This is a genomic window from Ruegeria sp. CDSA079 (assembly GCF_059612245.1).
In genome coordinates, this window is sequence record NZ_JBXWQF010000007.1 from 20,575 (window position 1) to 33,071 (window position 12,497).

12 protein-coding genes are annotated in these 12,497 nt (G+C 58.4%); 10 read left to right on the plus strand and 2 right to left on the minus strand.

From position 1 onward, the window contains the following. Positions 1–115 precede the first annotated feature (115 nt). Positions 116–640, minus strand: coding sequence for a ZrgA family zinc uptake protein (locus tag AC2FJZ_RS09155; RefSeq protein ID WP_496777155.1), 525 nt, complete (start codon positions 638–640; stop codon positions 116–118). Positions 641–894: 254 nt separating this feature from the next. Between AC2FJZ_RS09155 and AC2FJZ_RS09160 the strand changes: the two genes are divergently transcribed. From AC2FJZ_RS09160 to speB, 10 genes are all read left to right on the plus strand, one after another. Continuing rightward, a complete protein-coding gene (locus AC2FJZ_RS09160) occupies positions 895–2,166 on the plus strand; it encodes an imelysin family protein (protein WP_496777157.1) in 1,272 nt (423 codons plus the stop codon). Positions 2,167–2,252: 86 nt separating this feature from the next. Beyond that, positions 2,253–2,546 (plus strand): (2Fe-2S)-binding protein, encoded by a 294-nt coding sequence (locus AC2FJZ_RS09165; protein WP_496669584.1) that lies wholly within the window; start codon positions 2,253–2,255, stop codon positions 2,544–2,546. Continuing rightward, positions 2,494–2,979 carry a bacterioferritin gene (bfr, locus tag AC2FJZ_RS09170; protein ID WP_050604713.1) on the plus strand — a complete coding sequence of 162 codons (486 nt, stop codon included), beginning with the start codon at positions 2,494–2,496 and terminating at the stop codon, positions 2,977–2,979. Before AC2FJZ_RS09165 ends, bfr begins: the two co-directional genes overlap by 53 nt. Further along, positions 2,939–4,486, plus strand: coding sequence for a di-heme oxidoreductase family protein (locus tag AC2FJZ_RS09175; RefSeq protein WP_496777159.1), 1,548 nt, complete (start codon positions 2,939–2,941; stop codon positions 4,484–4,486). Before bfr ends, AC2FJZ_RS09175 begins: the two co-directional genes overlap by 41 nt. A gap of 3 nt (positions 4,487–4,489) precedes the next feature. Further along, positions 4,490–5,500, plus strand: coding sequence for an imelysin family protein (locus AC2FJZ_RS09180; protein WP_496777161.1), 1,011 nt, complete (start codon positions 4,490–4,492; stop codon positions 5,498–5,500). 3 nt (positions 5,501–5,503) lie between these two features. Then, a complete protein-coding gene (locus AC2FJZ_RS09185) occupies positions 5,504–6,589 on the plus strand; it encodes a DUF1513 domain-containing protein (protein WP_496777163.1) in 1,086 nt (361 codons plus the stop codon). A 100-nt stretch (positions 6,590–6,689) separates the two neighbouring features. After that, positions 6,690–8,579: a biosynthetic arginine decarboxylase gene (speA, locus tag AC2FJZ_RS09190; protein WP_496777164.1), complete on the plus strand. Its 1,890-nt coding sequence runs from the start codon at positions 6,690–6,692 to the stop codon at positions 8,577–8,579. A gap of 24 nt (positions 8,580–8,603) precedes the next feature. Then, the gene (locus AC2FJZ_RS09195; protein ID WP_050604718.1) at positions 8,604–9,815 is read left to right on the plus strand and encodes a saccharopine dehydrogenase family protein; all 1,212 of its coding nucleotides are present in this window, start codon (positions 8,604–8,606) and stop codon (positions 9,813–9,815) included. 85 nt (positions 9,816–9,900) lie between these two features. Beyond that, positions 9,901–11,070, plus strand: a complete 1,170-nt coding sequence (nspC, locus tag AC2FJZ_RS09200; RefSeq protein WP_496777166.1) for a carboxynorspermidine decarboxylase — start codon at positions 9,901–9,903, stop codon at positions 11,068–11,070. Beyond that, positions 11,067–11,909, plus strand: coding sequence for an agmatinase (gene speB, locus AC2FJZ_RS09205; RefSeq protein ID WP_496669569.1), 843 nt, complete (start codon positions 11,067–11,069; stop codon positions 11,907–11,909). Before nspC ends, speB begins: the two co-directional genes overlap by 4 nt. On the opposite strand, the gene AC2FJZ_RS09210 is transcribed toward speB, so the two are convergent. Beyond that, positions 11,906–12,496, minus strand: a complete 591-nt coding sequence (locus tag AC2FJZ_RS09210; RefSeq protein WP_050604869.1) for an HD domain-containing protein — start codon at positions 12,494–12,496, stop codon at positions 11,906–11,908. The two genes, speB and AC2FJZ_RS09210, sit on opposite strands and share 4 nt — an antisense overlap. Position 12,497 lies beyond the last annotated feature (1 nt).

Here is a 12,497-nt window from a genome sequence, read left to right on the forward strand (position 1 = left end):
ATGATCGTGACCCGCAACTCCGAGGTACTTCTGTCTCTGCACTCGATCATCTACGAAAATGCCTCGCTTCCTAACCATTGAAACACTTCGATACCGGGAGCGGCGGTCTTTACGTTTACGGTAAGGATAAACGAGGTGTGGCGCGCGTGGTCTCATGGAATTGTGTTGTCCCATTGGATGCAATGCGGACAGTCAGCTTTTCCGTTCCGCTGAAACGCTCGAAATAGGCAAGATCCAAGCTGTTCGCCGCGCTGAGGTCCTGACACTGAATGACGTAGTTTGCCTGAAACTCTGCGTGACTTTCGTCAGACACGCCTTTGGAGGCATCACCAGCTGTGCCTTGATCTGTTATCTCATGAGTTAGAATCACATTGGCGGACGTGGTGAAGCACATCGCTTCGGACGGCACGACGAACAGGTTCAAGGGCTTGGACAGCTCGGAAATCGCAATAGCAACTTGCGTGCGCTCGTCATCGCTGGCGGCCGGAGCCTCAAACCCTACGATATCCATGCTTGGGACCTTGAGCGTCAGAGAAAACCCGGTTTCAGACAGCACGAAATCCAACTGGCCCGAACCATGGTTATGAGGCGTAACAATCTGCGTCGCTTGCGCCGCAAGAACTGCAGGAAACAGGGACATGGCCAAAACTGCACACTTCATTAACCGAACACCACAAACAGAATCACGTTGTTGATTCTAGCGCGAATCAACTGCCGCGCAATCTCAACAACCTGTTTCGACCCCGCCAGATATGGGGAGGTCGGCCGCTCTTTGCTTCACCCTTAACCTGACAATAAAACTCAGGTTGACATTGTCGACTTTTTCACTCAGATATTTCGCCACAACAAAAGCGGGACATTCCCGCACGATCAGACAGGAAAGTACCACCTTCCATGACCAAGTTTTTTGCAGCGGCCAGCACTCTGGCTCTTTGCGCAACAACCACCGCATTTGCCAAAGATGTCCCGTCGAAGGCCAACGTTCTGGACACATATACCAATATTGCCGAGGCCAAATTTGAAGACAGCCTGATTGCAGCGCAACGTTTGCAAGCAGCAGTCAATACACTGATCGCTGATCCGACAGACGCCACGCTGAACGCAGCCCGAGCAGCCTGGATCGCGGCGCGCGTGCCCTATCAGCAGACCGAGGTTTACCGTTTCGGCAATGCCATCGTTGATGACTGGGAAGGAAAAGTGAATGCCTGGCCGCTGGACGAAGGACTGATTGATTATGTGCATGCCGCCTATGGCGGCGCCACTGACGAAAACGAATTCGCCGTTTTAAACGTCATCGCCAACCCCAGCTTCGAGCTGTCAGGTGAGACCATCGACGCCAGCGAAATTACTCCCGAGCTGCTGAGCGACACGCTGCACGAGGCCGATGGCATCGAAGCCAACGTGGCGACCGGCTATCACGCGATTGAGTTCCTGCTGTGGGGTCAGGACATGAACGGCCACGACGCAGGCGCAGGCAACCGACCGACCACCGATTATGCGCCGGGTGACGACTGTACTGGCGGCCATTGTGACCGTCGCGGTCAATATCTGAGTGCCGCCACCGAACTGCTGGTTAGCGATCTGGCCTGGATGGCGGAGCAGTGGAAAGAAGGCGGTGCGGCCCGCACAGCACTGATGGAGAACGAAGCAGCAGGTGTCAGTGCGATCCTGACCGGCATGGGGTCACTGTCTTATGGTGAGCAGGCCGGTGAACGGATGCGTCTGGGCCTGATGCTGAATGACCCCGAGGAAGAGCATGACTGCTTCTCGGACAACACCCATAACAGCCATTACTATGACGGTCTGGGCATCCAGAACGTCTATCTGGGCAGCTATACCCGCATCGATGGCACTCCGGTTTCGGGCGCATCGCTAGCCGATCTGGTTATCGCGACCGATCCGGCGCTGGATGCCGAGATGAAAGCGAAGCTGGGCGCCACCATGCAGGCCCTGGGCAACATCAAATCGACCGCCGAGGCAGGTTTTGCTTATGACCAGATGCTGGAGCGTGGCAACGAAGGTGGCGAGGCCCTGATCATGGGTGGTGTCAAAGGTCTGGTGGATCAGACCAAGACAATCGAACGCATCGTGTCAGCGCTGGAACTGGACGGGATCGCGTTCGAAGGTTCGGACAGCCTGGATAACCCCAACGCCGTCTTCCAGTAATCTCCGACCGGGCCGGGGAGAGCGACTCTCCGGTCCCTTCAAACCCTCCTGATCGCCTATCGGGGCGCGAGACAGAGCCAACAACAATGATTGTCTGCCACTGCACAAACATATCAGATCACGACATCCGCGCGGCCATCGACTGGATGCGCACAGCGGATCCGCGGACAATCATCACCCCCGGCAAAATCTACCATGCTCTTGGAAAGTCGGCGGATTGTGGCGGGTGTATGCCTCTTTTCCTAGACACAATGCGGGCAAGCGATAATCTGGAAGTACCGATGCAGCTCCGCGCCTTACGCGCCGGAGCATCACAGGAGAAAGCAGATGAAGGGCGATCCAAAGGTCATCGAATATCTCAACAAATCTCTGCGGCATGAACTGACTGCAGTCAGTCAGTACTGGTTGCACTACCGGTTGCAGGAAGACTGGGGCCTTGGCCACATGGCCAAGAAAAGCCGTGAGGAAAGCATCGAAGAGATGGGCCACGCGGACAAGCTGATCGAACGGATCATCTTTTTGGAAGGTCACCCCAACCTTCAGAAACTGGACCCGCTGCGGATCGGGCAGACGCCCAAGGAAACGCTGGAATGCGACCTTGCGGCCGAGATCGATGCAAGGGCCTTGTACAAGGAAGCGCGCGAATATTGTCGGGAGGCCGGCGACTATGTCTCAATGTCGCTGTTCGAGCAATTGATGTCCGATGAAGAGGGGCATATCGACTTCCTCGAAACGCAGCTCGACCTGTACGAAAGGATCGGCGAAGCCAATTATGCGCAACTTAACGCATCGAAAATGGACGAAGGCGAGTAGCCTTTTTGCCCTGTCGGTGGCCGCCCTTGCGGCCACCCCTTCCCTGTCAGCCGAGCTACAGGATCTGCATTTGAACATCACCCCCCGCACCGATGATGAGCGCGCTCGAATTGCCGTTGTGACGGCGCCACCGCAGTATTTCAGCGCGCCGCAGTCGTTCGAAGACCTCTCTGCCGGGGCCGCGACAGTCCGGGTGCGCAATGACGCCGATGCGTTTTCGCAACCCTCGGGCAATCTGAGTTTCGATCAGGAGCTGGATTTCAAGGTCGGCAACGGGCTGTTCAAGAAAATCTGGGTCTCGTCCCCGTCATCAACGCTGGCCTCTGACGGATTGGGGCCGCTTTATAACGCACGCTCGTGCCAGCGTTGCCATATCAAGGACGGGCGCGGGCATACGCCGAACGGGCACGATGATAACGCGATTTCGATGTTCCTTCGGGTCTCGATTCCCGGCACGCCGGAAGATGGCTATGCCGAGATCGCAGATTACATCGCCACCCTACACGAGCCCAATTATGGCGGACAGATGCAGGATTTTGCACTGACAGGGCATCAGGCAGAATATCGACTGGATATTTCGCACGAGGAAATCCAGATAGAGTTGTCAGATGGCGAAACCGCAACGTTGCGGAGTCCGACCTATCAGGCGGCCGATCTGGGCTACGGCCCGCTGCACCCGGACGCAATGCTCAGCCCACGGGTCGCGCCTCAGATGATCGGGCTTGGCCTGCTAGAGGCGATCCCGGTCGAGGATCTGTTGGTCAAAGCAGATCCTGACGATGCGGATGGGGATGGCATTTCGGGCCGTCCAAACATCGTCTGGTCCGTGGAATACGGCGCGCCGATGATTGGTCGGTTTGGGTACAAGGCCGGGATGCCGACGATTATGGAGCAATCGGCTGCGGCCTTTGCCGGGGATATCGGCATTTCCAACCCGCTTTATCCGGCTTCGCACGGCGATTGCACCGATTTGCAGGTGAACTGCGTTGAGGCCCCGCATGGCGACAATGACGTGCGCGGGTTCGAGATCGATCAGTTGGGCATGGATCTGGTGGACTTCTACAGTCGCAATCTGGGTGTGCCCGGTCGCCGTAACGTAGGCGATCCCGAGGTGCTGCGCGGGAAAGAGGTGTTTCACACGACCGGCTGCGCATCCTGTCATACGCCGTCGCATGTCACCCACCGCATGGAAGATCGCCCCGAACACAGTTTTCAGCTGATTTGGCCCTATACCGACCTGCTGCTTCACGACATGGGCGACGGTTTGGCCGACCATCGCCCCGAGGCCCGCGCGACGGGCCGTGAATGGCGCACACCGCCCTTGTGGGGTATTGGTCTGACAGAGCGTGTATCGGGCCACACACAATTCCTGCATGACGGACGGGCGCGCAATCTGCTAGAGGCGATCCTGTGGCATGGCGGTGAGGCACAGGCGGCGCGGGACACCGTTGTGTCGCTGCCCAAGACGGACCGCGACGCCCTGATCCGTTTTCTGGAGAGCCTTTGACCCATGCGTTACCTGCCCCTAATCGCCGCGTTGATAATGCCCGTCGCTTCACCGGCACAAGATCGTGCGCCGATCCTGATGGATGTGGCTGAGACGCATATCCTGCCCCGGTTCGCAAAGCTGCCGGAAACGACCGGAGCGCTGGTCAGCGCGGCGCTGGTGGATTGCACCCCGACCTCGCCTGCGTTGCGTGCAGCATATGATGACGCTTTTGACAGCTGGATTTCCGCCAGCCATCTGCGGTTTGGGCCGACCGAGGTCGATGATCGCGCTTTCGCCATGGCGTTCTGGCCCGACACGAAAGGGTTCACCTCTAAGGCCCTTTCCCAGCATATCGCGATTGAAGATGACGCCGTGCAAAGCCCCGAGGCTTACTCCGAAACGTCCATTGCAGGGCGTGGGTTCTTTGCGCTCGAGCGGATGCTGTTCGACCCCGTTATTGCAGAGCAGGGCAATGCTGAATATCGCTGCGCACTGGTTCAGGCGATTACGGCGGATATCGATGCCAGCGCGCAAGCGATGGCCGAAGACTGGCAGAGCTATGCCCCAAGCCTGACCCGACCCGGAGAGGACAGCCGCTACCGAACACAGGATGAGGCGATGCAGGAGCTGTTCAAAGCCCTGACCACGGGTCTTGAGTTCACCGCCGACACCCGGTTGGGACGCCCTTTGGGCACCTTCGATCGCCCCCGCCCAAACCGGGCCGAAACACGTCGGTCCGGGCGATCGTTGCGGCATGTGGAACTTTCGCTGATCGCCCTGCGTGATCTGGCGGCGCGGTTGTCTTTTGACCATCCCGAAATTGCCGCTGATCTGGACGCTGCCTTTGCCCGCGCCATCGAGAACGCCCAATCCATTGACGACCCGGCATTGGCCGGAGTTACAGATCCCCAAGCACGGTTCCGCATTGAAGCCTTGCAGCAATCTGTACAAGACATCCGCGCCATTGCCTCAACCGAGCTTGGCCCGACACTGGGGATCAGCGCGGGCTTTAATTCGCTGGACGGGGATTGATCCATGCCGTCGCGCCGCCACTTCCTTGCCGGTCTAGCCGCTGCCACCCTCTCACCAATCCGCGGATGGGCTTCAGTTGGTGCACCTGACTTTCTGGCGGCGGGGCTGTTTCCCGATGGCTCACACCGGCTGGCGGGGCTGGATGAAAAAGGCGAAACCCTGTTCTCGGTGCCCTTGCCCGCTCGTGGACATGCCGCCGCAGCGCATCCGTTCAAAGCACAGGCCGTCGCTTTTGCCCGCCGCCCCGGTACATTTGCCGTTGTCGTTGACTGCGCCACCGGCGCGCAGATTGCGCAACTCACTGCCCCTGACGGTCGCCATTTCTATGGCCATGGCACGTTCTCGGCGGATGGTGCGACTTTCTTCGCGACCGAGAATGACTATGAGGCCGGGACCGGCGTCATCAGCGTCTGGGACGCGCAGAACTTTGCACGGACAGGAGAGTTTTCTTCGGGCGGCGTCGGACCGCATGACATGCGCCTGATGCCCGACGAGCAAACGCTGGTGATTGCCAATGGCGGGATCGAAACGCATCCCGAAACCGGACGCACCAAGCTGAACCTGCCGGTAATGGACCCTAATCTGACCTATCTGAGCATTTCGGGCACGGTTCAGGATCAGGTTTCGTTGCCGCACGACCTGCACAAGAACTCAATCCGGCATCTGGCCGTGCGGCTGGACGGGCTGGTGGGTTTTGCCATGCAGTGGCAGGGAAGCACGTCGGAACATCCGCCTCTGCTGGGCCTGCACCGTCGGTGCGAAGACCCGCGTCTGCTGTCAGCCCCCGACAAGGATCAAAGCACGTTGCAGGGCTATGCGGGCAGTGTCGCCTTTTCGGCAGACGGAGGGGCCATCGCCATCACCTGCCCGCGCGGTAATGCACTGCATCAGTTCGACGTCGCCAGCGGGAGCATTACGAAGGCCTTTGTATTGGAGGATGTCTGCGGCCTGGGTGCCGGGACAGACGGGCTGGTTTTTACCACCGGAACCGGTCTGTTTGGCGCGTTGACAGGCGCTTCCACTGCGATCCGCACCCGTGCAAAGTGCCAGTGGGACAACCATCTGATCCCGGTCCGCCGCCCTGCGTAAAACTCGGATTTCGTCGTCACATAGTTTACACTTGGAAGAATCAAACTGCTGCCGTATTGGCGGGCGCAAAACTGGCACCCTAAGTTAAGGACCGACTTGATTGAAACAGACGCCCGACGCACCGCATTCCATCTACGGAGTTGAAAAATGGGGCAAAGGCCTCATCGAGGTGACGGATCAGGGCGAGATCGGTCTGCGCAACCCTATGGCGCTCGAGGCGGCGGCGATCAGCCTGCCGGGTATTCTCAGCGATCTGGATGACCGGGGCATCAAGGCCCCCATGGTTTTGCGTGTTGCCTCTTATCTGGAACACGAGATCGCGCATCTGAACGAAAGCTTCCGCGAGGCTATCGCGCGTGTGGGGTACAAGGGTCCATATCGCGGTGTCTTCCCGATCAAGGTGAACCAGCAGGCGCAGGTGGTCGACCGAATCGTCGAATTCGGGAAGAAATACAACTATGGGCTTGAGGCCGGATCAAAACCCGAACTGGTGTTGGCATTAGCCCATCGTCTGGCCCCCGAGGCACTGATCGTGTGCAACGGTGTAAAAGACGCCGAGTTCATCCAACTGGCGATCCTCAGTCGCAAGATCGGGTTCAACACTGTCATCGTTCTGGAAAGCCCGAAAGAGGCGGACACGGTGATCGAGGTGTATAACGAACTGGGTATCGAACCCTTGATCGGCGTGCGCGTGAAATTGACCAACCAGATTAGCGGCAAGTGGGAAGAAAGCTCGGGGGACCGATCCGCCTTTGGCATGAACACCGATCAATTGGTGGCCACGGTGGACAAGTTGAAAGTGGCCGGTCTGCTGCATTGCCTTAAGTTGCAGCATTCGCATCTGGGCTCTCAGGTACAGGACGTCAACGACGTGCGCCGCGCTGTGGGTGAGGCCTGCCGGTATTACACCGAACTGACCCGCGAAGGTGTACCGTTGACCCATCTGGACCTCGGCGGCGGCATGGGTGTGGATTATACCGGTGAAAAGAAGGCCGCTGAGAACTCGATCAACTACACGGTCGAGGAATATTGCGCAAACGTGGTCGAAACCGTGGCCTATGCGATGGACGAGGCCGAGGTGGACCACCCGACGCTGGTGACGGAAAGCGGGCGGGCTGTGGTCGCAACCTCGTCCATGCTGGTGTTCAACGTGCTGGAAAGTACCCTGTACGATGCCCCCAACGGTCCCGAGGTTGAAGCAGATGACCACCACTTGGTTTCGGATCTTGTGGCCGTGCATGACTATCTCAGCAGTGATCGCCTGCAAGAATGCTGGAACGACGCAAACTTTTACCGCAACGAGCTGCGCGCGCTGTTCCGTCGCGGCTATGTCGATCTGCGCCAGATGGCGCGGGCGGAACGGATCTATCTGTCTCTTATGGCTAGGGTCAAAGCCCTTGCTGCCAGTGATGATCTGGACACAGACGTGGACGACCAGCTTGAGAAAGTGGCCGATATCTATCACTGCAATTTCTCGCTATTCCAATCGCTGCCTGACGTCTGGGCCATTGACCAATTGCATCCGATTGTGCCGCTGCAAGGCCTGAACCAAGCCCCGGACCGTCGCGCAGTTCTGTCCGACATCACCTGCGACAGCGATGGCAAGATCGACCGGTTCATTCTGGCCGACGGCGTTTCACCCAGCCTGCCGGTGCATTCCCTGCCCGAGGATCAAGAATACCTGATGGGAGTGTTTTTCGTCGGCGCCTATCAGGAAACGCTAGGCGATCTACACAACCTGTTCGGTGACACCAATGTCGTTACCATCGACCTGCGTGCAGACGGCGGCTTTGACCTGCTGCACGAACAAGAGGGCGACACGATCAGCCAGGTCCTGTCTTATGTCGAGTTCGATCCGCAGGATTGCGTCGCCGCCTTCCGCAAAATGGTGGACGAGGCGATCTCGACCGGGACTCTTAAAGCCAAGGACCGCAAAACCCTGATGAGCGCTTATCGCGACTCGATCAACGGCTACACCTATTACGAATAACCCCCTGTGAGAGGAGATCACCCCATGGGCAAAACACTGGTTGTCGGCGCAGGCGGCGTATCGCACGCCGCCGTGCACAAGATGGCGATGAATTCGGACATCTTTACCGAGATCACCCTGGCCAGCCGCACCAAGTCGAAATGCGACGCCATCGCCAAAGCGGTGAAAGAGCGTGTAGGCGTTGATATCGCGACCGCCGAGCTGGACGCCTACAAGGTCGAAGACACGGTTAAGCTGATCAAGGAAACCGGAGCGGAAATCCTTGTAAACCTCGCCCTGCCCTATCAGGATCTGGTGTTGATGGACGCCTGCCTCGAGGCCGGTATCCACTATCTCGACACCGCGAACTATGAGCCCGAGGATGAGGCCAAGTTCGAGTATCACTGGCAATGGGCCTATCAGGAGCGGTTTAAAGAGGCGGGCCTGACCGCCATCCTCGGCTCGGGCTTCGATCCGGGTGTGACCAGCGTCTTTGCCAAGTGGTTGAAGAAACACAAGCTGGATACCATCCGTCAGATCGACGTTCTGGACGCCAATGGCGGGTCCAACGATCAGGAGTTTGCCACCAACTTCAACCCTGAGATCAACCTGCGCGAAGTGCTGGCTGAAGTGCGTCACTGGGAAAACGGCGAATGGAAACACTCGCCCGCCATGACCCATAAGGTCGAATACGACTTCCCCGCCATCGGCCCCAAGAACATGTACCTGATGTATCACGAGGAACTGGAGTCACTTTCGACCCATTTCCCCGAGATCGAGCGCGCTCGCTTCTGGATGACCTTCGGCGACGCCTACATCACCCATGCCAAGGTGCTGGAGAATGTGGGTATGACCCGCATCGACCCGGTGATGCATGACGGCAAGGAGATCATCCCGATCCAGTTCCTGAAAACCCTGCTGCCCGATCCCGGCGATCTGGGCGCAGAGACCAAGGGCAAAGCCTGCATCGGTGACATCGCCACAGGCCAGGCCAAAGACGGTTCGGGTGAGAAGACCTATTACATCTACAACATCTGCGACCACGAGGAATGCTATGCCGAGGTCGGATCGCAGGCGGTCAGCTACACCACCGGCGTCCCCGCCATGATCGGTGCAGCACAGCTGCTGAAGGGCAACTGGCGCGAGCCCGGTGTGTGGAACATGGAACAGCTCGACCCGGACGACTTCATGGACATGCTGAACAATCACGGCCTTCCTTGGCAGGTCCATGAACTCGACGGCCCTGTCGAATTCTGATCCGATTTAGCTTCATCTGATTTAAAATACCTCGGGGGTCCGGGGGGCAACGCCCTCCGGCCTCTCCAAAAACGGAGACGCCGGTATGTCCGACATGATGACCACGCAGGCCGGTGACGCCGGAGCTTTCCGCAACTTCGACCTCAATCGCGTTCCCACCCCTTGCTTCGTGGTCGACGAAAAAGCTGTTGAACGCAATCTGCGCATCCTCGCGGATGTTGGTACACGCTCGGGTGCGCATGTTCTGAGTGCTCTGAAAGCGTTCTCAATGTTCTCACTCGCTCCGCTGGTGCGCCAGCACCTCGGCGGCACCTGTGCCAGCGGCATATATGAAGCGCGTCTGGGCCGTGAGGAATACGGTGGCGAGGTCGCAACCTTTTGCGCCGGATACAAAGACGCCGACATCGATGAAATCCTGTCTCTGTCGGACCACATCATCTTCAACTCTCCGGTGCAAAAGGACCGGTTTCTTGCAAAGGCTCAGGATGCGGACGTGCAAGTCGGACTGCGCATCAACCCGGAACATTCCGAGGGCGAGATTCCAAAATACGATCCCTGCGCACCGTGTTCACGTCTCGGCACGCCGGTCAGCCATCTGACCGACCATGCCTTAGTCGGTGTTGACGGCCTGCACATGCATACGCTCTGCGAGCAGGGCTTCGAGCCGCTGCAACGCACATGGGCCGCAGTGGAACCCAAACTTACCCCCTATATCGGCCAACTTAAATGGCTGAACTTCGGAGGCGGGCATCACATCACCCGCGACGACTATGACCGCGACGGGCTGGTGACTTTCATCAAATACATCCGCGAGACCTATGACATAGACGTCTACCTCGAACCCGGTGAGGCCGTCGCACTGGATGCGGGCATTCTGGTCGGAGAAATCCTTGACCTGCCGACCAATGGCATGAACCTCGCAATCACTGACATTTCGGCCACATGCCACATGCCTGACGTGATCGAGGCCCCTTATCGCCCCGCCCTGGTGGATGAGGCCGTGGCCGGACACACCTACCGTCTTGGCGGCCCGTCCTGTCTGGCCGGTGACGTGATCGGCGATTACACATGGGAAAAACCACTGGGAATAGGCCAGCGTTTTGCGTTCCTCGATCAGGCGCATTATTCGATGGTCAAAACCAACACGTTCAACGGTGTTCCCCTGCCAACAATCGCGCTTTGGAACAGCGAAACGGACGATTTGAAGATCATCAAACAGTTCGGCTATGACGACTTTAAGGACAGACTCTCATGAGCATTTTCCTCGACAGTGAACTGACCGCATCCGAACGCACTGAGGATGCCCGGTTCCGCGTCATCCCCGTCCCGCTGGAGCGCACCGTTTCATACGGATCAGGCACTGCAAAGGGCCCGGAGGCGATTATTGAGGCCAGCAATGAGCTGGAACGCATCACCGGCCACGCGGAGCCCTGCGTGGAAGGCATTTTCACCGAAGAGGCCCTGGATTGCGACGCCGCCCTGTCTGACATCATGGAACGCCTCGCCCAACGCACCGAAGCTGCCGCCCGTGAAGGCAAAGTGCCCGTGATCTTGGGCGGAGAGCACTCGCTCAGCTATGGCGCGGTATTGGGCGTATCACGGGCCCTGAACCAACCCATCGGTATCGTCCAGATCGACGCCCATGCCGACCTGCGCAACGCCTATCAGGGCGAGAAACACTCTCACGCCTCGGTCATGCACTTGCTGTCCGAGGAAGGCATCCGTCTGGCTCAGTTCGGCGTCAGAGCCTTTTCAACGGAAGAAGCCAAAAGCCGTTTGAAAAACCATGTCTTTCACGTGGATGCCGAGGAGCTCGTCACCGGCAATACCCACGCGGTCGACCTGCCCGAAGATTTCCCCGAGCTGGTCTATGTCAGTTTTGACGTCGACGGCCTGGACCCGTCACTAATGCCTGCCACCGGTACACCCGTCCCCGGCGGGCTGGGCTACTATCAGGCCCTGCGTCTGGTCGAACATGCCCTGAAAGGCCGCAAATGTGTGGGCTTCGACGTGGTCGAGCTGGCCCCGGACGGCAATGCCGCCTGGGACTTCACCGCCGCGCAGATCGTCTATCGCCTGATGGCTGCCTGTTAAGCGTCAGAGGTTTCGTTCAGTTCCATGTGGCCCTCGCCTTTGTTCAATACACGGCGCAGCATGGGCTCGAAGAACTCCAGCGGTTTGGTCGGATAGTCCGGGTCGAACGCTTTCTGATCGTATTCGTGGCAGAAATAGCGGCAGTCCTCCCAATAAGGGCTGTCGCGGTACTTGTCGCGAGCGTTGCGGTCACCGCCAAGGTGGTGGTTGTAGTAGTACCCCTGAAACACGCAGTGATGCTTGAGAATCCAATAGGTTTTCTCGCTGACATAGGGCTTCATCATTGCCGCTGACAGCTCGCCGTGGTTGTAAGGCGACAGGATATCCCCAGTGTCATGGATCAGGGCAGCGACAACCAGTTCTTCGTCCGCACCGTCCTCATAAGCACGGGTCGCAGCCTGCAGGCTATGCTGGTAGCGGTTCACCGGGTAGGGTGTCCACTCTTCATCCAATGACCGAATAGCGTCGAGGATACGGTCGGGCAGGGCAGCATTATACGCTTCCTCATACTCCAAAACGGCGTCCCAGTCGGCCTTGGTCGCCTCTTCAAAACTGGTCCAGGTGGGTTTGTGGCTTTTGTCTAGCATG

Bases quoted from the DNA above. Each gene is read 5' to 3' on its own strand.
- AC2FJZ_RS09155 (WP_496777155.1), bottom strand. From the start codon at position 640: ATGTCCCTGTTTCCTGCAGTTCTTGCGGCGCAAGCGACGCAGATTGTT.
- AC2FJZ_RS09185 (WP_496777163.1), top strand. From the start codon at position 5,504: ATGCCGTCGCGCCGCCACTTCCTTGCCGGTCTAGCCGCTGCCACCCTC.
- AC2FJZ_RS09160 (WP_496777157.1), top strand. From the start codon at position 895: ATGACCAAGTTTTTTGCAGCGGCCAGCACTCTGGCTCTTTGCGCAACA.
- AC2FJZ_RS09195 (WP_050604718.1), top strand. From the start codon at position 8,604: ATGGGCAAAACACTGGTTGTCGGCGCAGGCGGCGTATCGCACGCCGCC.
- bfr (WP_050604713.1), top strand. From the start codon at position 2,494: ATGAAGGGCGATCCAAAGGTCATCGAATATCTCAACAAATCTCTGCGG.
- AC2FJZ_RS09210 (WP_050604869.1), bottom strand. From the start codon at position 12,496: ATGCTAGACAAAAGCCACAAACCCACCTGGACCAGTTTTGAAGAGGCG.
- speB (WP_496669569.1), top strand. From the start codon at position 11,067: ATGAGCATTTTCCTCGACAGTGAACTGACCGCATCCGAACGCACTGAG.
- AC2FJZ_RS09165 (WP_496669584.1), top strand. From the start codon at position 2,253: ATGATTGTCTGCCACTGCACAAACATATCAGATCACGACATCCGCGCG.
- nspC (WP_496777166.1), top strand. From the start codon at position 9,901: ATGTCCGACATGATGACCACGCAGGCCGGTGACGCCGGAGCTTTCCGC.
- AC2FJZ_RS09180 (WP_496777161.1), top strand. From the start codon at position 4,490: ATGCGTTACCTGCCCCTAATCGCCGCGTTGATAATGCCCGTCGCTTCA.
- AC2FJZ_RS09175 (WP_496777159.1), top strand. From the start codon at position 2,939: ATGCGCAACTTAACGCATCGAAAATGGACGAAGGCGAGTAGCCTTTTT.